The following is a 26,421-nucleotide window of genomic DNA, read 5'->3' on the forward strand; positions in this document are numbered from 1 at the left end:
GCCAGGCCGGTTGAATGCGAAACCCGTCGCGTCACGTTGTGCAGGTGAGCCTGGACAACTTCAGCCGTGCCGGAAGTCGGAAACCGCGCCTGGCCCGGTCGGTCAATCCTGGATCGCGAGGGGAAGCTCGGCGTACACACGCCAGCTGCCGTCAGGGCGTCGACCGGTCTCGAGAGTTCCCTGCAGAACTGCGACGCGCTCACGCATTCCGACCAAGCCGTTGCCGGAACCACCTGTGAAAGCAGACGTCGCCATCCCCTTGTCGATGACTTCCACCAGGACTGCGGTGTCGGTGCGGCGCACGGTAACTCGCGCTTTCGGACTGTCACCACCGTGACGCAGCACGTTGGTCAGTGACTCCTGAACGATCCGGTGAATACCCAAACTCACGGACGGCGTGATGTCGTCGAGTTCGCCCGTCAACTCCAGTCGTACGTTCAAACCCGTCGCACGCATCATCTCCACAACCTTCGCGATGCCCGCAGAACCGTGTTGCGGCATCGCCTCGTTGTTGACTTCGGTGCGCAACAGCGAGACCGTGCGTCGTAGTTCTGCCAGCGCGTCTCGCCCTGTGCTCGAGATGTTGCCAAGCGCTTTCTTCGCTAGCGCCGGATTCGTGTCGACGGCATAGCTCGCCCCGTCGGCTTGGACGATCATCACGCTCACCGCGTGGGCAACGACGTCGTGCAATTCGCGCGCGATGCGGGTCCGCTCCGCGGCAACGGCTTCCTCGGCCCGGCGGTCGCGGTCGTATTCGGCCACCTCCAGACGTGCCGCCACTTCTTCGTCATACGCGCGTCTGGCACTGACAAATTCGGCGCTGATCCAAGCCAGGGCGAACAGCATTGCGGTAACGATGAGATCCAGGACGATGTCTGTTCGCACCACAAGTATCGCCAGAGTCGAGTCGATGAGGAGAAAGCCGAGGTAAATCGCGGCGGTGCGCCGGTCCACGTACACGACCAGCGTGTAGAGAGCTACGCCTAACGCCAGCAACCCGGGATGTTCGACTGATGCATTCCCGCTCATCCACATGAGAAAAGTACTGGTGAACGACATCAGGAGAATCGCCACCGCAGACACTCGCGGGTACTTACGACGCCAGAGGACGGGAAGGCAGATCAGGAATCCGAGCGCCAGCTGTTGCCAATGTTCCTCGCGCTCAGAGCCTATGTACGAGACGATCTCCAGGGCAAAGAACAGCAACGCCAACGCGCCGTCGGCGATCATCGGCTTGCCTCGCAGCCACAGGCTGAACCTCCTCATGCGATCAAGACTCCCACACCGTCACCGCATCACCGCTCACTCTGTGAGAGAGTCACCGCCGTGGATATTGCGGACTGGGGCCTGCTCATGACGGCGGCGACGGCGGCCGGATGGGTTGATGCCGTTGTCGGCGGCGGCGGGCTGATTCTGCTGCCGGCACTGTTCCTGGTTGCACCCCAGTTGACGCCGCAGGCCGCATTGGCTACCAACAAGCTCACCGCGTTCACCGGGACCAGCGCTGCGGTGTGGACGTTCTCACGCCGAATTCCGATGCAATGGCGACAGTTGATCCCGGCGGCGATCCTGGCCGCGATTACTGCAGCGTGTGGCGCGGCGGCAGTGTCGTTGATCGACAAAAAGTACTTCATTCCGATCGTGATGGTTGTCCTGGTGGCCGTCGCCGTGTTCGTCACGATGCGTCCGAGCCTGGGTACGACGCTCGCCACGCACCGCCCGACTCAACGCAAATCGGCTCTGGTGATCTTGCTGTCAGCGGGACTCATCGGGCTTTACGACGGTTTACTCGGCCCAGGCACGGGCACGTTCCTGATCATCAGCTTCGCGACGTTCCTCGGAACGGAGTTCGTCCGCAGCGCGGCGATGGCCAAGGTCATCAATCTCGGTTCCAATTTCGGCGCGTTGACGTACTTTGCCGTCACCGGCCATGTGTGGTGGAGCTTGGGATTGGCGATGGCCGTGTGCAATGTTCTCGGCGCGGTCGTCGGTTCGCGTATGGCACTGAGTAAAGGCTCCGGTTTTGTCCGGATCACACTGCTGGTTGTTGTGATTGCCATGGTGATTCGCCTGGGGTGGCAGCAGTTCGGCTAGCGTCATGACGGTGACCGTCACCCGAGATGTCGATACAGATTTCCTCGCCCTCCCTCTGAAGGCAGTAACGGACGCCGCGCTGTCCGCAGCGCGCGCCGCCGGAGCCGAGCACGCGGATGTACGTGTGCACCGGTTGCTCACTCAGTCGATCCGGTTGCGCGACGGCAAAGTTCAATCGGTTTCGGACAGCGACGAAGTGGGTGTGGCTGTCCGCGTGATCGTGGACGGAACCTGGGGGTTTGCCTCCCACGCGGAGGTGTCACCCGCTGTTGCGTCGTCGTTGGCACGGCAAGCCGTCGAGGTGGCGAGGGCGTTGCGATCACTCAATCGCGATCCGGTGACTCTTGCCGACGAACCGATCTACGCCGACGCCACGTGGGTGTCTCCGTACGAGATAGATCCGTTCACCACTCCGACGTCCGACAAGGTCGATCTTCTCCTGGACTACTCGGGCCGACTTCAGGCGTCCGACGGCGTCGACCACGTCACCGCTGGGGTTCTCCAGGTCAAGGAGCAGACGTTCTACGCCGATATGGCGGGCTCGTCGATCATCCAGCAACGGGTGCGACTGCATCCCGAAATCGAGGCAACAGCCGTCGACAAATCAGCGGGCAGCTTCGAGTCGATGCGTACTTTGGCGCCGCCGGTCGCGCGGGGTTGGGAGTATCTCGGCACCGGTAGCACGTGGGACTGGGCTGAGGAGCTGGCGCAGATCCCGCAGTGGCTCACCGAGAAGGTCAAGGCGCCGTCGGTCACACCTGGCCCGACAGACCTCGTGATCGACCCGACCAACCTGTGGCTCACCATTCACGAATCCATCGGGCATGCAACCGAATACGACCGGGCAATCGGATACGAAGCCGCCTATGCCGGCACCTCCTTCGCGACCCCCGACAAGCTCGGCACACTGAAGTACGGCACCGACATCATGCACGTCACGGCTGACCGCAACGTCGCACACGGACTGGCCAGCGTCGGTTATGACGACGACGGCGTCGCCGCCCAGCGCTGGGACCTGGTCGCAGACGGCACGCTGGTCGGATATCAACTCGACCGCGCGTTTGCCCCGCGTCTGGGCCTTGAGCGCTCCAACGGGTGCTCGTACGCCGATTCGCCGCACCACGTTCCCATCCAGCGCATGGCCAACGTTTCCCTCTCCGCCGATCCGGAGACCGACACGTCGACGGCCGACTTGATCTCGAGAGTCGAAGACGGCATTTATGTCGTCGGAGACAAGTCGTGGTCAATCGACATGCAGCGCTACAACTTCCAGTTCACGGGTCAGCGGTTCTTCAAAATCCGGGACGGCAAACTCGACGGCCAGGTCCGCGACGTCGCTTACCAGGCCACCACCACCGACTTCTGGGGCTCGATGGAAGCTGTAGGCGGAGCGTCGACGTGGAAACTCGGCGGCGCATTCAATTGCGGCAAGGCGCAACCCGGGCAGGTCGCCGCTGTCAGTCACGGATGCCCGTCCGCTTTGTTCCGCGGCGTCAACATCCTCAACACCCGTTCGGAGGCCCAGCAGTGATCACGGCGCAGCAGGTAGTGGACCGCGCGCTGGCCGCGCGAACCGTCGACGAGTCGATCGTCATCGTCACCGACGCCAGCGAAGCGTCGTTGCGGTGGGCCAACAACTCCATGACCACGAACGGTGTCTCACTGTCTCGGACCTGGACCGTCATCTCGATCGTTCGGGACGGTGACACCGCCCGTGTCGGGACAGTGAGTTCCAGCAGTGTCGATCCCGCGCAGATCGAGACTGTCGTAAAGGCAAGCGAGGACGCCGCCCGAAGTGCAACACCCGCCGACGACGCCTCCGACCTTGTACCGGCAGGTCCAGCAGATTCTGAATGGGAATCCGGCCCTGCACTGACCGACATCGCTGTCTTCAGCCGCCTTGCTGCCGACCTCTCCGCCGGCTTCGACGGACAGGATCAACTGTTCGGCTTTGCGCATCATCAACTGCACACCACGTGGCTCGGAACCTCTACCGGCCTTCGCCGCCGCACCGTTCAGCCCACCGGCTCAGTCGAGATCAACGGCAAACGCGGCGACGCCAGCGCCTGGGTCGGATCCGGGACGGTCGACTTCAGCGACATCTCCATACCCAATCTTTTGTCCCAGTTGACTACTCGTCTCGACTGGGCAAAAAACTCGGTCGCGTTGCCGGCTGGACGGTACGAAACAATTCTTCCGCCGTCCGCGGTTGCAGACCTCATGATCTACCTGATGTGGACCATGGAAGGCCGCGGAGCCGAGGAAGGCCACACCGCACTGTCGAGGACAGGTGGCACGCGAATCGGGGAAACCCTCGGAACACTGGGATTGACTCTGACCTCGGACCCGGACGCCGACGGCTTGAAATCCGCGCCGTTCGTGGTGACCACGTCGTCGAGTGAATCCGTCTCGCTCTTCGACAACGGTATGGACATCGATCGTGTCGACTGGATCAAAGACGGCACGATCGCAGCCCTTGCGTATCCGCGTCATGCTGCCCGCGAATTCGACCGACCCGTTGCCGTGCCAGGTGACAACCTGATCCTCACCGGCGGCGATGACACCGGCATCGAGGACATGATCGCGAAAACCGAACGCGGTCTCCTCCTCACCACACTCTGGTACATCCGCGAGGTGGACCCGACAACGCTGCTGCTCACCGGGTTGACCCGCGACGGTGTGTACCTCATCGAGAACGGCACGATCGTCGGCGCGGTCAACAATTTCCGCTTCAACGAAAGCCCGCTGGACCTCCTTCGCCGTGTCACCGAAGCCGGACGCACCGAGATCACGCTCCCTCGCGAATGGAAAGACTGGTTCACCCGCACCGCCATGCCACCGCTGCGCATTCCCGATTTCCACATGTCGTCGGTCAGCGCGGCGCAATAGAAACGTTTCCCTCCCACCCACTCTGGGTAGGCCGTCGATAGGACTACACGAAGAAGTTTTGTAATGGAGAAGTACAAGATCACCCTCCCGGAAGGCACCTCGACAGTTGGGGAATTCGAATCCGACCGGGATGCTATTGCCCACGCAGTGAAGTTGAATCACGGTTGCAGCGACAGTGTTTCGGTATCGAGGATCGACAACACCGGAAAACTGATACCGACCATGCTGCATTGCGATTCCTCCCCTCAGGCAGAGAATCATCGAAGGTCATCGAATTCCGCGCAGCACGCGTGAGATTGCCTGATACTGGGTGCCGAGACGCCGGTTACAGATGCACGGCTGTGCGCTTGCCGATAGTGGTGCAGAGTGCGTCGAGGTCGGCTGGCTGTGCTACCCGCCGACTCGGATTACTCCACTGATCGTCCCCTGAAGGTAGTCACCACTCGAATTGATCAGCGCGGACATCTGCAAGGTGTCGTTGACGATGGTTCCGGGTAGATCGCGCGACGCAAGCACCTCCCCGGTGTTCGGATCGATCACCGTGAACGCAAAGCCGTCGAGCGGGGTGGTGCTGTCGGATGAAAGCGGAAGCCCTTGACGAACGACGGTGTACAAATTTCCGTCGGCAGTCGACAGATGCGGCACGGCAGAACTACGAGCGTCGTTGTCCCACACTGTGTGGCATTCGGTTCCAGCATTATCGACATCGACGCGAGTCATGCCGCCGACAAACGGTGCACTCGCGGGTACCGCGGGCCCGGCGCCTTCGGGCACCGTCGGGTAGGGATAGCCGTAAGTGCCGGCCACGAACACCGAGTTGCCGATACCAATCGGCGAGTTCTCGCTGCCTGGCCCTGCGGTACTGAGAACGTTCTGACTGCAGACCATTTCACCGGTCGCAGCTCGGTAGACCAAGAGATGCACCTGAGTGTCGGCATTGTCGACGATCGTCACGTAGTCGTCTCCGCTTGGGCCGAAATAGGTTGGCGTGGAACCGGTTCCCCAGCTGAGTTGACCTGGCTTGCGGGCACTGCCACGGTCGTACGGTGCACGCCAATCTATTGTCGGGGTGCCGTCCTGCGCGGCACTGAGCTGGTACAGCGCGTGAGTAGTCGCGACGGCGGTGCCGAACGCCGAGGTAGAGATGCTGTTCTGCACTTCCTCGCCGGCCGGCAATTGATGTGTGCGGGCGACTCCTCCCCCGTCGACGCTACCGACGCGACCGGCACCAGTTGCAAACCACACGTTGCCTTGCCAGTCCGGTGCGAGGCCGGTGACATTGTCGCCGTCGGGAATTGACGAGGTCAGATCAACTGATTGGTCGACGAAGAGTCGCCAACCGCCGTTTGGCTTCTGTTCGTGCTGCACCCGCACCAGCATGCGGTTACCTTCCACCGCAACAAGCCGGTTGTCGTTGTCCAGGTACGCATAGACACCGCCGAGCAAGCTGCCTTTCGCAAGTTCAAGTTGCGCAACGGAAGCAGCAGGTGAGAATGATCCGACCGACGAACCCGCCGATCCGGTGCCGAGCGCCGACGTGTCTATCAGGTGCACCGTCGGAGTCTGGCCGAGGATGCTGGTACACAGCGCAAGAACCAATCCATCGGATCCCTCGAGCAGTGTCGGGCATGCTGCAGCCAAGGGAAGCGGATCAACGGTTAATTTCCCGGTGCCCGGACCGCTGAGTGGTGTCGCATCGGAGGAACCGGCGTCACCGTGCATCGTCGAGGTACCCGCGGGTCCGAGGAACGGGTTGGGAGCGGCGAGTGGACCCCAGGATGTGGGCTGAGCGGATGCGATGCCACCGCCTGTTGCAATCAGTACCGCGGTCAGAGCTGTCAGAACCAGTCGGCCCCTCGTCCCACTCGGCACCTTCTGCATCGCATCTCCGTTCCCCGTGGGAGTGTTTTTCGCGGACGACAGACAGAGACCCGCGCTATGTGCGGTTCGAGTCGACCACACATTTGTTTGCGGCCAGGCCTATTCCCGAAAAATTGCGACAATTACCCCAAAAGGTTGACGTTACGCATATCCGCCCCAACTGGGGGCTTGAGCGATCAGCGATTTCGAGGTCAACAGCCGTGGTTCGCTGCCGTCTAGGTTCATGACCCAGATACCCACCAGGGTGCGAGGTTCAGCTACCCCGTGCGTGTAGACGATCTTCGAGCCGTCTGGCGAATACACGGCTCCGACATCATGTTCCGTCGTAAGTGCGCGAATGTCCTTACCGTCGGCTGTCATCACATATGTCTCGGATTGGTTCTTCCCGCCACGGTTGCTCGAGAAGACGATGGTCGACCCATCCGGCGAATAGGCGGGATCGGAGTTCCAGTACTGGTCACGCAGCACCTGGAACCATCCGGTGCCGTCAGCCGAAAACCCTGCAATGTAGCCGTTTTCGTTGAAGATGATCTTCGTTCCGTCCGGGGAGAACGAAGGAAAAGACCTACTCGGGATGCTGCGATCGTCATTCACCTCCGGTGAGAGTTGTTGCCGATCGGAACCGTCAGCATTGATCAGGCAAATCCCGCCGACGCAGCCGAATACGATTTTCGAACCATCGGCGAAAAATTGGGGGAACCGCCGCGGTCGGTCACGGTCGTCTGCTCGGTTCCGTCGACGTTCATCACAGCGATCCCCGATCCTCGGGTGAATGCAATCTTGCTGCCATCCGGAGCCACAGCAGGGTCGGACGCGTATTCAGAGTAGTTGTCGTCAGTGATGGTGGTGGTGAGCTGGCGAAGGCCGCTCCCGTCCGGCTTCATCGTGTAAATCGAACCGTCGCCATCTGCAAAGGCAATGATTTCTGTCGCCACGTCATGTTCGGGTTCAGGGCTGCTACAAGCCGCGACGAAGAACATGGTAAGAGCCGCAACAACGATGACTCTTGATTTGCTCGATCGAAGCCAACCGTAATTTCTGCGAACTCTCATCATCGACCTCAGCTCCCTAACCGTGAGGACCAGGAACCTGGCCAACTATTACTGCGAGTGTGCCAGGGCCGACGGGCACTCAAGTCCCAGACAGCAATGACAACCCTACGATTTCTTGCCGCAGTCACGACGCGCGCAGGGCCAACTGCTCTAATCAACCAATGACGATCACAGGATTGATAGAGGTCGAGCACCACACGTTTCTCATCTCGGCGGCCGACGCCGATCCCACCGACACATACACCACCGGCCAGGTTTTCGACGCCGGCAACCACCTCATCTCCGTTCACACCGGAATCGCCTACGGTCCCGTTAATGTCACACTTGAACTGTTGTCCGGTGAAGACCACATTTTCGAAAACGGTGGACCTTATATCGATCTCGACGCATGGGACAACATCGAAGAAGTCACCGTCGTGTGCCGCGAACCCATGCTTTTCATCACCTTGGCAAACGAGATCGTCGAAGAATTCGGGAAGCTCACCTCCCACCGAGGTGCTCGGCACTTCCGCATCGCCACCCGTGGACGAGCATCGCACTGGGACCTCGACGTCGACACCCCCACCGAGGACTACCTCATCCAGACCTGGCCCACAGGCGGACCTTCGATGATCCGCGAGATCAAAGCCACCGATGGCGTCTGGAAAGAATGAGCGCATGCAGATTCGATCGCGGTTCGGCTTGCGCGAACTGATACCGCTCTATGTTGTTCCGTCGCTGTACACGTCAGACCTCAACGCAGCACCCAGACCGCTCGCCCTACCGGCGATCAGTTCGGAATCGAGCTGCTTCTTCTCTCTGCTGTGAGAGAGGCAATTAACCCCCATAGTAGGTTGTGACGTCGCCGAGTTCGCTCGCCGATTATGCACACGCGCGGATGATCCCGCCTGCGCGTGCACAATTGCCACGCGGCGGTCGACCGGGTGATCCGTACTTTCGAATCGCGCCGGAAAGCTGTATCCAACGGTGACGGCCTGGATGCTGGACTCGGACCCGGCGCTGCGCCGGTGTCGGTGCCGACAAGATATCCCGTAGTCGACCGGATAGACGGCGTGGGGAATACGCGGATGGGCATCGCTATCGTCTGGACTGAGGGCCGACAACGAGGTCAACGAGCTTCTCGATATCACACGCCGGTTCACTGTGTTGCGAAACTGCTGCAAGGCGAATTGGGGATACCAAGGCTGCAAGGACAGTGTCCGCCACCAGAGAGTTCCACCTACGCGAGATCGCCCCGGCTACCTATCTACTGACCTATACGCTCCAGCAAGACACCAAGCTCACCCGCAGGGCAACTATTTGGCAACGGCGCGAACGTGATTGGACGGTCCTCTACCGCCAAGGAACTCTCGTCTCCGACCCAACACTGAACGTGGTGATTCATCACCCTCGAGTGGATCAATAGCTAGGCTCACGTTATGACACGACAAGTAAGTGCATGGGGTGGCGCGCTCTGGCTGAGTCCGCAACATCGCGAGGCAGCACTCGACGCAGCTCGCGAACTCGACGAGTTGGGTTACACGCGGTTGTGGACGTCAGGCGGTTTCGGAGAAGGCCTGCCTGCCGTGTACGGCGAAGTGCTATCTGCGACAACGCGAATCGGTGTCGCCAGCGGCATTGCCAGCATCTGGCATGCTGACCCCACCGAAACCGCCCAAGCCGTCAGCAACCTCGAGCGCGACTACCCTGGCCGCTTTCTCCTGGGAGTAGGAACCAGCCACGCACCGATCGTCGATGCGAAGGCGCAGCACACCTACACCAAGCCTTACACCCACATGGTCCAGTACCTGGACGCTTTGGACGCCGCACCGGAACCGGTCCCCGCCAATCGCCGAGTCCTTGCAGCCCTCGGCCCTCGCATGCTGAAGCTGTCGGCTGCCAGATCGGCCGGAGCACACCCCTACTTTGTCCCGCCAGAACACACAGCGCTGGCCCGCGAGATTCTCGGAGCCGAGCCACTGCTCGCACCTGAAGTTGCCGTGGTCCTCGAAGAGGACGAAACCATTGCCCGTGGGATCGCCCGCGAATACATGCGCGGCTACCTGTCGTTGCCGAACTACTCGGACAACCTCCGCCGTCTGGGGTACACCGACAAGGATTTGTTGGACGGAGGTAGCGACGCTCTGATGGACACGCTGATTCCGTGGGGTGACCTCGAACGTGTCTGTGCCGGCATCGAAGCGCACTACGAAGCGGGCGCCGACGAAGTAGCAATCCAAGTGCTCACTGCAGACCCGACTTCATTCCCAGCCGCAGAATATCGGGATCTTGCCACGGCATTGATCACCTGACAGGCACCTAGAACACTTGCACGAACGTGTACCAATCACCGTCGAGTTCCTGGTAGCCGATGTCGCCGTCATGCCTGGGAACGCCGAGATACGGCGCCCCGCCCGGCAGGTACGCCAGACCGATCGAATTGGTCAGCCCGCCTTCGATGAAGAACAGACACCCGTGCTCAACTGACTCGACCCGCCTGACCTGATACACACCTATTCGACGGTCAGTCGCCGACGTCGAGCATTCCTGGGCCTCGGCAGCCAGTGAGTCCTTCGACGCCATGAACGCAATTCGCGACGGCACCGACAGCGCTACAAGTGCACATGTGAGGAGAACGAGCGCCGGCGCAATCAAACTCCAGCGCAAGGCTCGAAATTTGAACCACCCAATCAGGCTGAGTATCAACCACACTGCACCCAGGGCAGCGAGCACGGCCATGGCGAGCGCGAAGTACACATACGAAGCGAGTGGCACGGCACTCCACAGGACAACACCACAAGCGCCGGCAACGAGCAGCGCTGTGATCCCGACGAGCACAGTCCACCAAGCCTCAGGGCCCACTTCTTCGCTCATCTGGCGACTCTGGCATACGACGATGCGCACGGTGCCGAAACAGGACACACCACTCGAGCGCCAGCGGTGTAAAAAGCAATTCCTCGTCACTAACGTGGAACTCGGAGCGATCACGGCTCGCTCCCCCAGCAGACGCAAAAGGAGGACCACGTGAGCACCATCGAAAGTCGACCCCACGCCACCCAACGACTGTCTGTCACCGACATAGACCCCGAGGCGTACAAAGGCATGCTGGCCATCGAGAAATATGTCCACGCCGGCGACCTCGAATCGAAAACACTCCATCTCCTGAAAATCCGTGCCTCGCAGATCAACGGCTGCGCCTACTGTCTGGACATGCACACAACCGAATCTCGAAAAGACGGCGAGGATCAACGCCGGCTGGACGTATTAGCGGCCTGGAGAGAAGCGTCGTCGTGGTTCAGCGAGGCCGAGCAGGCCGTGTTGGAATTGACGGAAGAAGTGACGCTCATCGGGAAAGGCGGCGTTTCGGATGCAGTCTGGGCGCGAGTGAAGGCGTCATACTCCGAGAATCAGATCATTCGCCTGTTGATGGCAATCTCAGCGATCAACACTTGGAATCGGCTCGCCATCTCAACCCATCAGGAGCTCACCCCGCTTTAACACTATGCGGACAAGGAATAGAACGGGACTGCATTCCGGGATGCAGATAATTTGATGAATAAATAGATTTCGTATTCAATCAGAGTCGAATACATGGCCGCCGCTGCACGTTCCGCAAACGACAGTTGGTGCTGCGTACGCACCCTAATAGGGCGTACGCAGCACCTGTCGTCACTTACATTATTCCACGGTCTCCGGCGAGTCCGATGAGAATGAATCCACGAATGCGATCAACTTTTGCAGCACTGCCGAGATATCGAAATCTTCCAAACTACCCATTTCAATCTTCCCTTCCGTGGTGAGGTTGAATCAATCCTTACAACACCGAATGTAGATCATGTTTTGTCATCGCGCACAGCATCTCCACCGAAGCGTCGAAAATACGACAATCAGCAAGACATGGGTTAATTTCGCGTATACAGCCTGCTCAACCGACTGTAATGCGCATATTAATCCCACCTGAAATGCTGGTGAAAAAATTCAAGCTAATCTTCGGAAAAGTTATCGGAACCCGCGTGGCGAAATATTTTGCACACCAACACGCGATGGCATGCTGCGCATCGCCACTCTCTCCGGAATATCCGATACCGTGAAGGGAGCCACATTTCCGAAGGGAGCGAGATTGGTAATCCACGTAGGCACTTCTAGTTTCGACGCGAGCGAAGCCCTCCCTACCTCGATCCAATCGCCCAGATCACCAGCGCTACTGCCATGACGATCTGGCGAGCAGATGAAACTCTTCGGGCGTCGATCGTCATCGACGGCAAGGTCTTGCGAGCCGTCTTGTTCGACATGGACGGTGTGGTCACCGACACCGCGAAAGTTCATCTCGCGGCCTGGCGTCGACTTTTCCACTACCTGACCGAGCGAGGCGAGGTCGGCGATGTGGAACTCAGCGACAACGACTACCGACGATATATCGACGGCAAAGCACGAGCTCAGGGCCTGCAGTCGTATCTCACGTCGCGCGATGTGGTTCTCCCGCTGGGAAATTCGGAAGGCTCCCCGAATGCGGTTACCATCACCGACCTTCTCGGGCGCAAGAATACGTACTTCCTCGAAGAGCTTGGTCGACATCGTGTCGAAGTGATCGTTCCCACGGTCCGGTGGATTCAGCAGTTGCGCTCGGCCGGCGTCCACACAGCGATTGTCTCGGCAAGCAGAAACGCGAAGTTCGTACTCGACAGCGCCCACTTGGCAAACCTCTTCGATATCCGCTGTGATGGCATCGACGCCGCAAAGCGCGGCCTTGCAGGGAAACCGAACCCCGACACCTATCTGGAAGCTGCAGCGCGCCTGTCAGTCCCACCATCTGAGTGTGTTGTCATCGAGGACGCGACCGCCGGAATCCGCGCTGCCAATTCCGGCGCCTTCGGCCTCAGTATCGGACTGGGCCCGGCGGAGAACGTTGCAGACCTGATCGGCAGCGGAGCCGACTTCGTGGTGTCCGACGTCAGCGAAATCGATTACCACTTCGTCACCTCTGCCTCGGCAGAGGGCGACAACGACGATGCTGCGTGCGAACTGTGTACCGACGGCGCCGACCCGTCCTGGTCCCTCGAATACCGCGGCCGCAGCCCCGACACCGCTGGGCTGCGGGAAACACTGTTGACACAGGGGAACGGCTATTTCGCCACCCGCGGAGCGCTCCCGGAATCACATGACGACGGCGTGCACTACCCCGGCACATACATCGCCGGGTGCTACAACAGATTGACTTCGGAGGCAGCGGGTAGGTCTCGCGACGACGAAAGTGCCGTCAATATTCCGGATTGGACGGTATTCACCGTGGCCGGACCCGACGGCCAGTGGCTTGGGAGCGGGTCCCATCTGATCGATCATCACCATGAAGAATTCGATCTACGCTGCGGGACGGTTCGGCGTGAGACGACTTTCCGCGACATCACCGGCCGAGTGACCAGAATTCGTCAACAACGATTCGTATCGATGGACGATCCTCACCTCGCAGCAATCTGCACGACGATCATCCCCGAGAACTGGGACGGCACTGTCCATGTGCGCTCAGGAATCAATGCAGCCGTGTCCAACAACAACGTCCCGGACTATTCCTTACTGGCGAATCACCACCTCACCGTCATTTCCGCAGAAGCGGTTGATCACGAACGTGTTTCGACGACAGTCGAAACGTCGACCTCACATATCCGTGTGTCGCAATGTGAACGGTTGAGAGTCCGGTTCGATGACGGGTCGACGCCGCAACACACACGGCGCGTGGACGTCAGCGAAAATTCCGTCGCACAGTTGGTCTCATACACGGCAACATCGGGTCAGCCCGTAGTTTTCGAAAAAACCATGTCGCTCTTCACATCTCGTGACCATGCAATAGCGGAACCCGAACATGCTGCACGGGAACACGCAATCGATGCGGCCGATCACCGCGAATTGTTCCGCCGGCATTGCATCGCGTGGGAGCTTCTGTGGCACAAATTTGCCATCACTCTGGGCTCCGATGTCACAACATCTTTGGCCGCCAACGTCCAGCTCGTTCACGCACTGCAGACCCTGTCCGCGCACACCATCGATCTCGACGTGGGCGTTCCGGCGCGAGGACTACACGGCGAGGCCTATCGCGGGCACGTGTTCTGGGACGAATTGTTTGTCACGCCAATCCTGACTCTGCGCCTACCCGAATTGACACGATCATTGCTGCTGTATCGAAGTCGCCGACTTCGACAGGCAAGGAGCAATGCCAGAAATACAGGACACGATGGCGCACTGTTCCCCTGGCAGAGCGGTAGCGATGGGCGCGAGGAAACGCCGACTGCACTGTTCAATCCGCGATCCAAGCGCTGGATGCCCGACAATTCCCGACGTCAGCATCACGTGAACCTCGCCGTCGCATACAACGTATGGCACTACTGGCAGACAACCACCGACCTCGAATTTCTCAGGAATCACGCGGTCGAACTTCTAGTCGAAAATGCGCGCTTTTGGATCAGCCGGGCTGACTACGACGCCACCGATGACCGATACGACGTCCGGGGCATCATGGGCCCGGACGAATTTCATGACGGCTATCCAGGTCGCCCTGGCGAAGGCATCGACAACAATACGTACGTCAACATCATGACGGAGTGGTCACTGATGCGAGCGCTCGACGCCGTCGAGATTCTCGGCCGCACAAGCCGATCCATCACCGAAGACCTCGAGGTCACAGAATCCGAGTTGGCGGCCTGGGACAAAATGAGTCGTCGTCTGCGCCTCACCTTCCTTCCGAATGGCCTGCTCGCGCAATTCGAGGGTTTCGATACCCTCAAAGAACTGGATTGGGCAGACTACCGATCCCGGTACCTCGATATCGGTCGGCTCGATCTCATTCTCGAAGCTGAAGGCGACTCGACCGTCCACTACAAGGCATCCAAGCAAGCAGACTTACTCATGCTGCTGTATGTATTTTCCGCGGAGGAACTGACCGATCTGATCGCACGGTTGGGTTACCACTTCGATCCGTCGTCGATTCCGTCCATGATCGATTACTATCTGTCCCGCACCACGCACGGATCGACTCTCAGCCGAATCGCGCACACGTGGGTGCTCGTCCGCGGTAATCGTTCGCAATCATGGGACATGCTTCGCAGCGCGCTCGCGTCGGATCTCTCGGACTCCCAGCATGGCCGTACGCGAGAGGGCATTCACCTCGCTGCGATGGCGGGCGCGATCGATATTCTCGAACGCTGTTACACCGGCCTCGACTTCCGTGACGATGTTGTGTGGTTGCATCCGCAATTGCCGATCGAACTGAGCGAACTTGCCTTCACGATCTACTACCGTGGCCATCGATTGCAGATCCAGTGCACACATTCTTCAGTGACCGTATCGTCGGAGACGAAAGATGCTGCACCGATCAAACTTTCGATCGACGGCAGCAGTCACATAGTATTACCAGGATCGTCCGTAACCGTTTCCGCCCAGTAACTGGAGATCCAACATGCCTCACACCAACCCGGACGATCCAAATTCCGCGTCGACGGGATACAACAACTCGTCCTCTACCGCCGGCCAAGTCGCCCAGAACAGCATCTTCGAGCGTATTGCCCGAGCAGGCTTCGTCGGGAGCGGCATCGTTCACCTGATCATCGGCTACATCGCCATCCGCCTCGCTCTCGGGGGCGGCGGCGGAACCGCAGACCAGTCCGGGGCGATGACAGAACTGGCGAACAAGCCGGGTGGCGGCTTGGCGCTCTGGATCGGCGTCGTCGTATTTGCAGCTATGGGCCTGTGGCGGGTGGTTGAAGGTGTACTCGGCAGTTCGTCCAGGCCCGATGCCAATAAGAAATTGTCGCGAATATTCGATCGAATCAAGGCGTTCTCCCTGGCCGCGGTCTACTTTGCATTTGCGTTCACCGCGTGGGGTTTTGCACGCGGAATCGGCAAATCCAGCAGCAGCCAGAGCACCGGGATCACCGCGCGTCTGATGCAATCCGGTGTCGGCTCGGTCGCACTCGTTGCCGGCGCTCTCGTCATTGTCGCGATCGGCGGTTACCACGTGTACAAGGGAGCCAGCCAGAACTTCCTCGACGACCTCGATGGGCCCACCAGTGATCTGGTTCGACGCCTCGGCACGGTTGGGTATATCGCCAAGGGATTGGCCATTGCGGCAGTGGGTGTGCTTGTGATCGTTGCGGTGATCCAATCGGCCCCCGATAAGTCCTCCGGCCTCGACGGTGCCCTGAAAACCCTCGGCGCCCAACCTTACGGAGTCGCACTCCTGGTGGCCGCGGGACTTGGCATCATCACCTACGGTCTCTACTCCTTCGCTATGGCCCGATCGGCCAAGATGTGATCAACCCACGTTGATGACACCGTCATTCCTGCGTTCTGCGTAGAGCGCTTTGATCGTGTCGGCATACTTACTCGCGATCGGTGTGCGCCGCAACTTCATCGTCGGCGTCAGTTCATCACCGCCTGGAACCCACGCCGATGGAATAATCGAAAAGCGTTTCACCTGTTCAACTCTGGATAGTTTTGCGTTTCCAGCCCTGACTGCCAGTGTTGCCTCTTCCACGATCTTCGGGTGTGCTGCCAAATCCGCGAGTTGCGCTCCGGACACCCCTAGGGCCTCTGCTCGCAGATCAGTGACGTCCGGATCCAGCGTCACCAGCGCGGTGACGTAGCTCTGGTTGTTACCGATCGCGACAACTTGGGCGATCAACGACGAGGATGCCTTGACAGCATTCTCGATATTGTTGGGCGCCAAGTTCTTTCCCGACGAATTGACGATGAGTTCTTTCTTGCGGTCGACGATGGTCAGGTTGCCGTTGTCATCGCACTTTCCGATATCGCCAGTCGCCATCCAGCCGTCCGAATCGATTGTTTCAGCGGTCTTCTCGGGCTGATTGCGGTATCCGCGCATCACGATCGGTCCTCGTACCAGAACTTCACCGTCCGCTGCGAGTCTGATTTCTACGCCCGTGACGGGTTTACCCACTGTCCCGATCTTCAGATTGTCGGCCGTGGTCATCGCACCGAGGCCGATAGTTTCCGACATCCCCCAGATCTCGAGCAACGGGATACCCAAGCCGGTGAAGTACTCGAGGATCTCGACAGGAATAGCCGCTGCGCCTGTGAAAGCCAACCTGAGCTGATCGAACCCCAACGCGGTCCGCACCTTCGAAAACACCAAGGTGTCGGCGACCCGGTATTGCAGTTGCAACGCCCGCCCCCGTGGTGTCCCGTTCAGAGTCGCTCTCGCCGCTCGCGCACCCACAGCGAAAGACCACGCCGCCAACTTGGACGTGATCGGGTTTGTTTCCGCTGCCAGCTTTGCCTCAATTCCGGCCTTGATCTTCATCCAGACCCGTGGGACACCGACGAACATGGTCGGCCGGACATCGGACAGCGCGGACATCAAGTCGCGCAGATCTCCGACCGCCGTGATTTGCACACCAAAGATCTGGTTGGCGCCGTGCGTGGAAATCCGATCCGCAATGTGCGCCGACGGCAGGTACGAGATCGCCCGGTCCTCGAATCCGAGGTCGAAGCCGGCTATCGCCCTGGCGGCAGCGATTGCGTTGCGCTGCGTGACCTCCACACCTTTAGGGGGACCGGTGGTACCCGAGGTGTAGACAAGGGTCACCAAATCGTCCGGTCTCACCGCTCGCCACGACGCCTCGAAATCGAAGTTCGCGGCTGGATTCGATTCGATCTCCGCCAACTCGAGTGCTCCATCCGCCGGGCCGTCCACGGTGACGATGTGCTCGAATGTCACGCGAGATGCTGCGATCGCCGACAGGAACACCTGCTCGGTGACGACCACCTTGTTGCCCGCGTCGCTAAACAGAAATTCGAGTTGTTCTGGCGCGCTGGTGTTGTACACCGAAAACGGAATAGCTCCTAGATGCGTGATTGCAGTATCAACGAGATTGAATTCCGGCCGGTTGGTGAGCATGAGCCCGACGGTGTCGCCGTGCCGAACGCCTAGTTCGGCCAGTCCACCGGCGATGGCCTCGACACGCCGCGCGTATTCACGCCAGGTCACCTCCTGATGTCCGCCAGGAGTCCGCAACGCGACTTTGTCGGGGTGCATCCGCGCGGTGTGCTGGAACGCCTCTACTGCGGTACGCACTTCGTTTCCCGACGGATGGACAAGAACTATGTCATCGGTGCCATCGATCATCACTTCTCCTGCCGACATCGAAATCGATTGCCGAAGTCGAGGATTCAGAACAGTCTGCGCATGATCTTCACGGAACGCGCGGAATACGGAGGATAGACGAATTTCAGATCAGGCTTGAATGGCTTGACCAGCACAGACTTACGATGACTGAAAGCTTCAAAGCCCCACTTTCCGTGGTAGGCGCCCATCCCGCTGTCACCGACACCACCGAACGGCAATTGCGGCACCATCGCGTGCACGGTCACATGATTCACCACTGCCCCACCAGAACTGATCGCATTGACCAGCTTTGTCGCCACGGTTCGCGAACTCGTGAAGTAATACGCAGCAAGTGGTTTGGGTCGCGCGTTGACGAACGTGATCGCCTCGTCGATCGAATCCACGGCGAGCACAGGAAGAATCGGCCCGAAGATCTCCTCCTGCATCACGGCGTCGTCAGGATCGGGGTCGGTGATCACCGTCGGTTCTATCGTGAGGGCATCACGATTCGATCCACCCCCGAACACGATCCGCCCGGAAGTGTCGGCCAGGCTTGCGGCGAGCCTGTCGAACTGCCGCTCGTTGACGATCTGCAATCCCTGGCCCTGCTGATCGGCGCGAAACTGCGTGAGAGTGTCGATGATGCGACGCACCAATTGTTCGTGGATCGACCGTTCCGCGAGCACATAGTCGGGCGCAAGGCATGTCTGTCCCGAGTTGAACAACTTCGCCCACGCAACGCGTCTGGCTACGACATCCATTTCGGCGTCGGCAGCGACGACGACCGGACTCTTGCCACCAAGTTCGAGCAGTACCGGCGTCAAGTCCGGCGCCGCTCTTGCCAGGATCTTGCGCCCGATCTCGGTACCGCCCGTGAACAACACCTTGTCAGGGCCTTGGGACAATAGTTCCTGCGTCACCTGTGCATCGCCTTCGACAACCACAACGGCATCTGGATCGACGTACCGCGGCAGCCAATGAGCCAGCAGTGCGGACGTCGCAGGAGCCCCTTCCGACGGTTTGACGATGACTACGTTGCCCGCAGCAAGTGCTGCAACAAGTGGGACGAGAGTGAGATAGACGGGATAGTTCCAGGCTCCGATCACGAGCACAACACCGCGCGGCTCGTACTGGACCCAGCCGACTGCCGGCAGTTGGTTCAGCGGGAGCGGTTGTGGTCGCCGACGCATCCACCAGCGCAGACGTTTTCGCGCGTAGGTCGCCTCTGCCTTGACGAGTGCGACGTCAGCGAGCCACGCCTCCATCTCACTGCGTCCGAGATCTGCCGCAAGAGCCGCCGCTATCTCCTGCTCGCGTTCGTCGAGAAATCGTTCGATTCCCCCGATCTGGCCTTTGCGCCAGTCTGCTTTACGGGTCCGGCCACCTGCATACACTTCCCGAAGCTGAGCCACGATAGGCGCGACATCAGATTCTGCGGACGAACCCTTGGAATGTGATTGATTGGTGAGCGTCATGGGAAACTCCGTCAGATCGAAGATCTGGACATGCCGATGAGGGCGAGCACCCATTGTGATGGTGCGTCTGTGCTGGTGCGTCGCACACACCGACATGTCCAGCGTATCGACCCGAGCCACACCATTCGATGGCTAGGAATGGATCTCCACATTCGCTACACTGCGGCACGTTAGCCGTCAGCTCGATTGATCAGTTCATCCAATCCTGTTGTCCAAAAACACTATTCATCGAATAGACACCCGACTATGTTTCGGAAATCGCGATTCCGACAGTTCCGGTCTTGCCGCGACGGAGGAGACTGCCCTTCATGGTGAGCCAGCCGATGATTCCGTAGCGACGAGCAATCGCATCGCGGGCATGATCGGTTCCAGGCCCGTCGAGGATTTCTGCCTTCGCGGCGACCGGGTCACCCTTGGGGTTTCCGCGAGCATCGCACACTGCAACGGTCACGGACGGGTTCCGCCTGATCCGCTTCACCTTGTAGGAATCGGTCACCGTCCACACCAGCAACCGCTCACCGTCGAGGGCAGCCCATAGCGGCGTTGCGACGGGTGTGCCGTCTTTACGGAATGTGGTGAGCAGGACGTACTTGGATTCTGTCACTCGCTTGAAGTCTGGGGTCACCTGTCGAGGATAGGTGCGAATCGTGGTTATCACGCGGCCGGCATTTCAGACACCGTTCCGCGATCAATCAATATGTCCGGATTGCCGCACTTTAGGGGCTCCAAGCTATGCATGATCCCCAACCGAATTCTCACTCGAGCTATTCTGTCGTTACCTATGTCTTCGAGGTATCGGGAGTTGAGCTTTTCATCATGCAGCGTCGAAGTTTCTTGAAGGCCGCCGGTGTTGGCGCAGCGGTTGCCGCCACGACAACGGTGACGTCCACTGCCGTGAGCCACGCGACGCCGCGGCACACCCTCCCGATGGGCATGGACCACTACCGCAACCTCGTTCCCGAACTATTTGACCCCTCACCAGTCCCCCAGCAGCATTCGGAAGCCATTGTCATCGGCTCCGGATTCGGTGCCAGTGCCACCGCGCTTCGACTCGCACAGAGCGGAACTCAGGTCACGGTATTGGAACGGGGACTTCGATGGCCTCATGATCCGTATCGCGAAATCCACACCTCGGACCTGCTCGCCGACGGCCGAGGCGTGTTTCGCCGCACATCGTTCACCAACCTCACCGGGATTCCGGTTGCGTGCGATTACTTCAGTGGAGTTCTCGACGCCACCGACTACGAAAACATGTCGGTGTGGCGCGGCGCCGCAGTCGGCGGCGGTTCCGTCATCTTCACCGGCGTGATGATCGCACCCGAGCGCAGATTCTTCGACGCCGTGTTCGGCAACTCGCTGAACTACGACGAGATGTCTGCTACTTGGTACCCAAAGGTCCGCCAGATGTTGCGCCTGAGCCCACTGCCCGAAGATCTCTACCAAACGGCGAACTTCGGGCATTCGCGTCGGTGGGATCAGGATGCCCGCCGAGCCGGCTTCGACCCGCATCGCATCGACGGCATCTGGAACTGGGACGTCGTTCGTTCCGAACTGAGCGGCGGCTCACGCCCCTCCGCAACCGTCGGCGACACCAACATGGGTAATTCCAACGGCGCAAAATTCGATCTCACCCAGAATTACATCCCCGCCGCTGAAGCCACGGGCAAGACCACGGTGTGCTTCGGGCATCAAGTGTTGAGCATCGGCCGCGAGAAGGACGGACGATACGTCGTCGATGTCGAAACAAGCGATCCCACCGGCGCAGTGTTGAACAGGCGCACCATCACGTGTGATCGTCTCTTCCTCGGCGCTGGGTCGATCGGAACGTCCGAACTGCTTGTCCGCGCTCAGGCGACCGGCGCGCTGCCGAACCTCAACGAACACATCGGTAAAGGGTGGGGCACCAACGGCGACGGCGCGATGGTGCGATCCTTCGGGTTCAGCGACGGCTCAGCGCAGGCAGCACCTTCCGCATCGCGCATCGTTGATGAAACGGGACTGCCTCTGTCCCTCGAAAACTGGCATGCAGCAGGAGTTCCGGTGAACATCGGCATGCTTGCCAGCCTGGGGATGACCCTCGATCCGCAACGCGCCGATTTCAGCTTCGACGCCAACACAAACCGTGTAGTTCTCAACTGGCCGAAAAACGGCAGTGCGGCCACGATCGAGGCCTTGCGTGCTGTGCAGAACTCAATGGCCTTTGCAGGTTCGACGCTGCCGTCGGCATTGCCGTTTGCGCAGGACGTCAACTGCTCGTTCACCGCGCATCCTCTCGGCGGCGCAGTCTTGGGCAAAGCCACCGACGGTTACGGCCGGGTCAAGGGGTACGACGGTCTGTACGTTATGGATGGAGCGGCGATCCCGGGTAGTACCGGCACGGTCAATCCGTCGTTGACAATCACGGCGTTGGCCGAACGCAACATCGCGCAGATCATCAACTCGAAGCGCTGAGAAAATCTAAGTGCTGAAGGGATGGTCCCTGACCCCGATCAGCACACGGCAATCGGGTGAGACCAGCCAGAAATTGTTGTCGGCCTGGATTTCGAACAGCCCCTCACCGAGTTGGACGAGAGTCCGCGGATCCCATTGTGCGAGTGCCCGCCGAAGTGTGGTGTCGACGTCGGCAGTCAGCGCATGGATTCGGGCGTAGGCCTGACGGACCCGCACCGTCAGATGCACCGAAGACGGTTCGAAGGTGTCGGCAAAGTCCTCCGCCGACACCAATGGACCCATTTCCGGGCGTGGCACTCCCGAACCGCCATGACTACGACCCGAGAAACGAGACTTGACCCCGCTCTTGACCTGTTCCCACGTCCGCTCGCGATGGATCGTCGAATACCCCGTAATCGTGCCTCGATCGGGCGAGAGCACGACGTCGAAACCGTTACGCGAGAGCCGCAGGTAACCGCCACTCGACGGTCTGCGGGCAGACTTCAGCAGGAAATCCTCGAGCATGTTGCGCAGTTGGAACTCCGCTGCCCGCTCGTCTCCGCCGTGGTGGTAGCGAAAGCTGTCCGTGGCGCGAACCGTAACCCGCACGTCGTGGACATCCTCCACCGAGATGTCGCCGACCGGCAGATCTCGCGACATCCGGATGTGTTTGGCCGTGCCGTGCGGAACACCGACCGATTCCGGGGCGCCCGACTGCTCGGCCCGCAGGAATCCCTCGCACTCGTCCGCCCGGCACCAACCGTCGACGTACTCGGTCTGGTTGGTGCAGCGGACGCCGTCCCGTCGGAAACGTGTGCAAACTGACATTCCGCCATTATGGGTCGGAGGACCGACAAACGTGGGTAACTACTCCCCTTCGAGCTCGCCTTCGGTTTCGAGATACACCTGACGCAACCCGTCGAGCGTCTTCGGCTCCGGGTGCTCCCACATCTTGCGCTCAGCAGCTTCGAGAAGTCGTTCGGCGATACCGTGCAATGCCCACGGATTGGACTGCGTCATGAACTTCTGATTCTGCTCGTCCAGGACGTAGGTTTCGGCCAGCTTCTCATACATCCAGTCCGCGACCACGTTGGTGGTGGCGTCGTACCCGAAGAGGTAATCGACCGTGGCCGCCATCTCGAATGCACCCTTGTACCCATGACGGCGCATCGCGTCGAGCCAGCGGGGATTGACCACGCGCGCCCGGAAGACACGTGCGGTCTCTTCCGAAAGTGTCCGTGTGCGAACCGATTCCGGCCGGGTGCTGTCGCCGATGTATGCCTCGGGAGACTTCCCGGTCAGCGCGCGCACGGTTGCGACCATGCCGCCGTGGTACTGGAAGTAGTCGTCGGAATCCGCGATGTCGTGTTCACGTGTGTCAGTGTTCTTGGCCGCCACGTTGATTCGACGGTACGCGCTGCGCATGTCGTCGGCGGCGGGGATTCCGTCGAGGCCGCGGCCATACGCAAAGCCGCCCCACGTGGTGTACACATCGGCGAGGTCGTCGTCGCCGCGCCAGGTCTTGGAGTCGATGAGTTGCAGCAGACCAGCGCCGTAGGTTCCGGGCTTGGAGCCGAAAATACGCGTGGTTGCACGCCGTGCGTCTCCGTGCTCGGCAAGATCTGCCTGTGCATGGGCGCGAATGTAGTTCTGCTCGTCGGTCTCGTCCAGTGCCGCGACCAGCTGCACGGCGTCGTCGAGCAGCGCCAGGACGTGCGGGAACGCGTCGCGGAAGAAGCCGGAAATGCGGACTGTGACATCGATGCGCGGGCGTCCCAGTTCTTCGAGATCGATGACCTCGAGGTTGACGACGCGTCGACTGGCTTCGTCCCAGACGGGGCGAACACCGAGGAGCGCAAACACTTCGGCGATGTCGTCGCCTGAGGTACGCATGGCGGCGGTACCCCACACGGACAGACCCACCGAACGTGGGTACTCCCCGTAATCGGCGAGGTAGCGGGCGGCAAGAGACTCCGCCATGGCCTGGCCGGTCTCCCACGCCAGACGCGACGGAACCGCCTTGGGATCGACCGAGTAGAAATTGCGGCCAGTGGGGAGCACGTTGATCAATCCGCGCAGCGGCGATCCACTCGGGCCGGCCGCGATGAAGCCGCCGTCGAGTGCGTGCAGCACCTGCTTGATCTCGCCGGAGGTTTGACGCAGACGCGGTACTACCTCGGTGGCTGCGAACTGCAGAATCTTGATGACGGTCGGATCGTCGCTGAGTCCCTGCGCCGCAGCGGGATTCCACTCGGCGTCGGACATGGCGCGGATGAGCGCGTGCGCCTTTTCTTCGATGTCGTCGACGCGGTTACGTGATTCGTCGCCGTCCTCGCTCAGGCCGAGTGCCTCACGAAGACCGGGAACGCTCTGCTCGCCGCCCCACATCTGTCGCGCCCGCAGCATCGCGAGTACCAGTTCGATTTCGGCGTCACCCTCGGGTGCGCGGCCGAGGATGTGCAGACCGTCGCGGATCTGGACGTCCTTGATCTCGCACAGCCAGCCGTCGACGTGCAGGAGCATGTCGTCGAACACGTCTTCTTCCGGACGTTCGGCAAGTCCGAGGTCGTGGTCCATCTTGGCTGCACGCATCAGGGTCCAGATCTGCTGGCGGATGGCCGGCAGCTTGGACGGGTCGAGCGCGGAGATGTTGGAGTGCTCGTCGAGTAGTTGTTCGAGCCGGGAAATGTCGCCGTAGCTTTCGGCGCGGGCCATCGGCGGGATCAGGTGATCGACGAGCGTCGCGTGCGCCCGGCGCTTTGCCTGGGTTCCCTCCCCCGGGTCGTTCACGAGGAACGGGTAGATCAGGGGCAGGTCACCGAGCGCGGCGTCGGTACCGCAGCTGCTGGACATGCCGAGCGTCTTGCCCGGCAGCCATTCGAGGTTGCCGTGCTTGCCCAGGTGAACAACCGCGTCGGCACCAAATCCGCCGTTGTCCGGGGTCGCAGCGATCCAACGGTACGCGGCAAGGTAGTGGTGACTCGGCGGCAGATCGGGATCGTGGTAGATCGCGACGGGCTTCTCACCAAAGCCCCGAGGCGGCTGAACCATGAGCACGATGTTGTTGAATCGCAGTGCGGCGATGACGATTTCGCCGTCCGGGTCCTGCGACCGGTCGACGTACAGCTCGCCGGGCGCTTCACCCCAGTGCTCTTCGACGCCGCTACGCAGATCTTCAGGCAGGGTGGCGAACCACTCGCGGTACTGCGCTGCCGAAATGCGGATCGGGTTGCCCTCGAGCTGCTCGGCCGTGAGCCAATCGGGATCCTGCCCGCCGGCCGCGATCAACGCATGAATCAGAGCGTCGCCATCCTTGGCGGCCAAGCCGGGAACAGAGTCGGGACCGTCGACGGGCCCGAGGTCGTAACCGGCGCTGCGCATTTCGGTCAGCAGGTCGATCGCACTGGCTGGTGTGTCGAGTCCAACGGCATTGCCGATGCGAGCGTGCTTCGTTGGGTATGCCGACAGCATCAATGCAACACGACGCTCCGGCGTCGGAATATGACGCAACTTGCCGTGGCGCACCGCGATTCCGGCCACGCGGGCTGCACGCTCCGGATCGGGCATGTACGTGGAGAGACCGTCGGAATCGATTTCCTTGAACGAGAACGGCACCGTGATGATGCGTCCGTCGAATTCGGGGACCGCAACCTGGGTTGCGACATCGAGCGGCGACAGTCCGTCGTCGTTGGCATCCCAGGTGGCGCGGCTGCTGGTCAGGCACAGTCCCTGCAAGATCGGTACGTCCAGTGCGGCGAGTGCTGCCACGTCCCAGGCTTCGTCGTCGCCGCCCGCGGACGCGGTGGCCGGCTTCGTTCCGCCGGCTGCGAGAACCGTCACGACCATGGCGTCGGCGCGGCGGAGTGTGGTCAGCAATTCAGCTTCGGCGCTGCGCAACGAGGCGCAGTAGATCGGGAGCGCAGTGCCGCCGGCATCGGCAATCGCATCGCAGAGCGCCTGGACGTAGCGGGTATTGCCGGCGAGGTGCTGAGCGCGATAGTAGAGAACCGCGATGACGGGACCACTGTTGTCGGTGATGTCTGGGGCAAAATCAGCGATTCCCCACGACGGCAGCCGCGTCGGGGCCTCGAAGCCGTGACCGGTGAGCAGCACCGTGTCGGACAGGAAGTGGTGCAGCTGAGCGAGGTTGTCTGCGCCGCCTTCGGCCAGGTAGTTGTGCGCTTCAGCCGCAACGCCCGGGGAGACAGTCGAGCACTCCATGAGGTCGGCATCAGGCGCGTGTTCGCCGCCGAGCACCACGACGGGCAGGCCACTTGCCAGGACCATGTCCAGACCGTCTTCCCAGCTCCGACGGCTGCCGAGGATGCGCACGATCACAAGATCGACGCCGTCGAGCAAGCCGGGTAGATCCTCGGAAACCAGCAGCCTGGAGGGGTTTGCCCAGCGATACGAAACGCCGTCTCCGTTGTCCTGGCTTGCGCGAGCGCTCAGCAGATCGGTGTCGGACGTCGAGAGCAGAAGAATCACAGGTGAAACCTTCCTGGGG

At 60.6% G+C, this 26,421-nt stretch carries 21 protein-coding genes; 11 read left to right on the forward strand and 10 right to left on the reverse strand.

The features are described from left to right. Window positions 1-102 precede the first annotated feature (102 nt). A complete protein-coding gene (locus CJ178_RS05890) occupies window positions 103-1,266 on the reverse strand; it encodes a sensor histidine kinase (protein WP_179300727.1) in 1,164 nt (387 codons plus the stop codon). Window positions 1,267-1,353: 87 nt separating this feature from the next. Between CJ178_RS05890 and CJ178_RS05895 the strand changes: the two genes are divergently transcribed. Genes CJ178_RS05895 through CJ178_RS05905 form a run of 3 tightly spaced genes read left to right on the forward strand, consistent with a single transcriptional unit; the run spans window position 1,354 to window position 4,983 of the window. Beyond that, entirely contained in the window at window positions 1,354-2,094 is a 741-nt protein-coding gene (locus tag CJ178_RS05895; protein ID WP_267951586.1) for a TSUP family transporter, read from the forward strand. Window positions 2,095-2,098: 4 nt separating this feature from the next. Further along, entirely contained in the window at window positions 2,099-3,625 is a 1,527-nt protein-coding gene (locus CJ178_RS05900) for a TldD/PmbA family protein (RefSeq protein ID WP_095886338.1), read from the forward strand. After that, entirely contained in the window at window positions 3,622-4,983 is a 1,362-nt protein-coding gene (locus tag CJ178_RS05905; protein WP_095886339.1) for a metallopeptidase TldD-related protein, read from the forward strand. Before CJ178_RS05900 ends, CJ178_RS05905 begins: the two co-directional genes overlap by 4 nt. A 390-nt stretch (window positions 4,984-5,373) precedes the next feature. On the opposite strand, the gene CJ178_RS05915 is transcribed toward CJ178_RS05905, so the two are convergent. The 3 genes from CJ178_RS05915 to CJ178_RS32450 form a co-directional block, all read right to left on the reverse strand. Further along, window positions 5,374-6,864, reverse strand: coding sequence for a hypothetical protein (locus tag CJ178_RS05915; protein WP_257013013.1), 1,491 nt, complete (start codon window positions 6,862-6,864; stop codon window positions 5,374-5,376). A 141-nt stretch (window positions 6,865-7,005) separates the two neighbouring features. Beyond that, complete coding sequence (locus tag CJ178_RS05920) at window positions 7,006-7,458, reverse strand: TolB family protein (protein ID WP_143547501.1); 453 nt, start codon at window positions 7,456-7,458, stop codon at window positions 7,006-7,008. A gap of 41 nt (window positions 7,459-7,499) precedes the next feature. Next, window positions 7,500-7,799 carry a TolB family protein gene (locus CJ178_RS32450; RefSeq protein WP_143547502.1) on the reverse strand — a complete coding sequence of 100 codons (300 nt, stop codon included), beginning with the start codon at window positions 7,797-7,799 and terminating at the stop codon, window positions 7,500-7,502. 278 nt (window positions 7,800-8,077) lie between these two features. On the opposite strand from CJ178_RS32450, the gene CJ178_RS05925 reads away from it, so the two are divergent. The 4 genes from CJ178_RS05925 to CJ178_RS05930 all read left to right on the forward strand — a co-directional run bounded on the left by CJ178_RS05925 (window position 8,078) and on the right by CJ178_RS05930 (window position 10,207). After that, window positions 8,078-8,569 carry a hypothetical protein gene (locus tag CJ178_RS05925; RefSeq protein WP_095886341.1) on the forward strand — a complete coding sequence of 164 codons (492 nt, stop codon included), beginning with the start codon at window positions 8,078-8,080 and terminating at the stop codon, window positions 8,567-8,569. Window positions 8,570-8,573: 4 nt separating this feature from the next. Continuing rightward, window positions 8,574-8,723 (forward strand): hypothetical protein, encoded by a 150-nt coding sequence (locus tag CJ178_RS32705; RefSeq protein WP_179300728.1) that lies wholly within the window; start codon window positions 8,574-8,576, stop codon window positions 8,721-8,723. Window positions 8,724-9,111: 388 nt separating this feature from the next. Next, on the forward strand, window positions 9,112-9,321 hold the full coding sequence (locus CJ178_RS32455) for a hypothetical protein (RefSeq protein WP_143547503.1): 210 nt from the start codon (window positions 9,112-9,114) through the stop codon (window positions 9,319-9,321). Window positions 9,322-9,334: 13 nt separating this feature from the next. Next, a complete protein-coding gene (locus CJ178_RS05930) occupies window positions 9,335-10,207 on the forward strand; it encodes a TIGR03620 family F420-dependent LLM class oxidoreductase (protein WP_095886342.1) in 873 nt (290 codons plus the stop codon). A 7-nt stretch (window positions 10,208-10,214) separates the two neighbouring features. Here the strand turns inward: CJ178_RS05930 and CJ178_RS05935 are convergent, their stop codons facing one another. Then, window positions 10,215-10,769, reverse strand: coding sequence for a hypothetical protein (locus CJ178_RS05935; RefSeq protein ID WP_257013014.1), 555 nt, complete (start codon window positions 10,767-10,769; stop codon window positions 10,215-10,217). Window positions 10,770-10,919: 150 nt separating this feature from the next. Here CJ178_RS05935 and CJ178_RS05940 point away from each other — a divergent pair, with 150 nt between their 5' ends. From CJ178_RS05940 to CJ178_RS05950, 3 genes are all read left to right on the forward strand, one after another. Continuing rightward, window positions 10,920-11,393, forward strand: coding sequence for a carboxymuconolactone decarboxylase family protein (locus CJ178_RS05940; protein ID WP_245006018.1), 474 nt, complete (start codon window positions 10,920-10,922; stop codon window positions 11,391-11,393). 711 nt (window positions 11,394-12,104) lie between these two features. Further along, the gene (locus CJ178_RS05945) at window positions 12,105-15,329 is read left to right on the forward strand and encodes an HAD-IA family hydrolase (RefSeq protein ID WP_095886344.1); all 3,225 of its coding nucleotides are present in this window, start codon (window positions 12,105-12,107) and stop codon (window positions 15,327-15,329) included. 13 nt (window positions 15,330-15,342) lie between these two features. Then, a complete protein-coding gene (locus CJ178_RS05950; RefSeq protein WP_095886345.1) occupies window positions 15,343-16,197 on the forward strand; it encodes a DUF1206 domain-containing protein in 855 nt (284 codons plus the stop codon). On the opposite strand, the gene CJ178_RS05955 is transcribed toward CJ178_RS05950, so the two are convergent. The 3 genes from CJ178_RS05955 to CJ178_RS05965 form a co-directional block, all read right to left on the reverse strand. After that, window positions 16,198-18,027: an AMP-dependent synthetase/ligase gene (locus CJ178_RS05955; protein ID WP_373557470.1), complete on the reverse strand. Its 1,830-nt coding sequence runs from the start codon at window positions 18,025-18,027 to the stop codon at window positions 16,198-16,200. It lies immediately after the preceding gene. Window positions 18,028-18,074: 47 nt separating this feature from the next. Next, window positions 18,075-19,484, reverse strand: a complete 1,410-nt coding sequence (locus CJ178_RS05960) for an aldehyde dehydrogenase family protein (protein WP_095887863.1) — start codon at window positions 19,482-19,484, stop codon at window positions 18,075-18,077. Window positions 19,485-19,728: 244 nt separating this feature from the next. Next, window positions 19,729-20,109, reverse strand: coding sequence for a PPOX class F420-dependent oxidoreductase (locus tag CJ178_RS05965; protein ID WP_092807777.1), 381 nt, complete (start codon window positions 20,107-20,109; stop codon window positions 19,729-19,731). A 191-nt stretch (window positions 20,110-20,300) separates the two neighbouring features. On the opposite strand from CJ178_RS05965, the gene CJ178_RS05970 reads away from it, so the two are divergent. After that, window positions 20,301-21,935, forward strand: coding sequence for a GMC oxidoreductase (locus CJ178_RS05970; RefSeq protein ID WP_095886346.1), 1,635 nt, complete (start codon window positions 20,301-20,303; stop codon window positions 21,933-21,935). 6 nt (window positions 21,936-21,941) lie between these two features. Here CJ178_RS05970 and CJ178_RS05975 read toward each other — a convergent pair whose 3' ends face one another. Both CJ178_RS05975 and cobN read right to left on the reverse strand, forming a co-directional pair. Further along, complete coding sequence (locus CJ178_RS05975; protein ID WP_095886347.1) at window positions 21,942-22,742, reverse strand: hypothetical protein; 801 nt, start codon at window positions 22,740-22,742, stop codon at window positions 21,942-21,944. Window positions 22,743-22,781: 39 nt separating this feature from the next. Beyond that, window positions 22,782-26,402, reverse strand: coding sequence for a cobaltochelatase subunit CobN (gene cobN, locus CJ178_RS05980; RefSeq protein ID WP_095886348.1), 3,621 nt, complete (start codon window positions 26,400-26,402; stop codon window positions 22,782-22,784). Window positions 26,403-26,421 lie beyond the last annotated feature (19 nt).

The organism is Rhodococcus sp. ACPA4 (genome assembly GCF_002300185.1).
Classification (GTDB): domain Bacteria; phylum Actinomycetota; class Actinomycetes; order Mycobacteriales; family Mycobacteriaceae; genus Rhodococcus_F; species Rhodococcus_F globerula.

Excerpts from the sequence above, each read along its gene's own strand:
- CJ178_RS05890 (WP_179300727.1), bottom strand. The coding sequence starts at position 1,266 with ATGAGGAGGTTCAGCCTGTGGCTGCGAGGCAAGCCGATGATCGCCGAC.
- CJ178_RS05895 (WP_267951586.1), top strand. The coding sequence starts at position 1,354 with ATGACGGCGGCGACGGCGGCCGGATGGGTTGATGCCGTTGTCGGCGGC.
- CJ178_RS05900 (WP_095886338.1), top strand. The coding sequence starts at position 2,099 with ATGACGGTGACCGTCACCCGAGATGTCGATACAGATTTCCTCGCCCTC.
- CJ178_RS05915 (WP_257013013.1), bottom strand. The coding sequence starts at position 6,864 with ATGCAGAAGGTGCCGAGTGGGACGAGGGGCCGACTGGTTCTGACAGCT.
- CJ178_RS05925 (WP_095886341.1), top strand. The coding sequence starts at position 8,078 with ATGACGATCACAGGATTGATAGAGGTCGAGCACCACACGTTTCTCATC.
- CJ178_RS32705 (WP_179300728.1), top strand. The coding sequence starts at position 8,574 with ATGCAGATTCGATCGCGGTTCGGCTTGCGCGAACTGATACCGCTCTAT.
- CJ178_RS05930 (WP_095886342.1), top strand. The coding sequence starts at position 9,335 with ATGACACGACAAGTAAGTGCATGGGGTGGCGCGCTCTGGCTGAGTCCG.
- CJ178_RS05935 (WP_257013014.1), bottom strand. The coding sequence starts at position 10,769 with ATGAGCGAAGAAGTGGGCCCTGAGGCTTGGTGGACTGTGCTCGTCGGG.
- CJ178_RS05945 (WP_095886344.1), top strand. The coding sequence starts at position 12,105 with ATGACGATCTGGCGAGCAGATGAAACTCTTCGGGCGTCGATCGTCATC.
- CJ178_RS05950 (WP_095886345.1), top strand. The coding sequence starts at position 15,343 with ATGCCTCACACCAACCCGGACGATCCAAATTCCGCGTCGACGGGATAC.
- CJ178_RS05960 (WP_095887863.1), bottom strand. The coding sequence starts at position 19,484 with ATGACGCTCACCAATCAATCACATTCCAAGGGTTCGTCCGCAGAATCT.
- CJ178_RS05970 (WP_095886346.1), top strand. The coding sequence starts at position 20,301 with ATGCAGCGTCGAAGTTTCTTGAAGGCCGCCGGTGTTGGCGCAGCGGTT.
- CJ178_RS05975 (WP_095886347.1), bottom strand. The coding sequence starts at position 22,742 with ATGTCAGTTTGCACACGTTTCCGACGGGACGGCGTCCGCTGCACCAAC.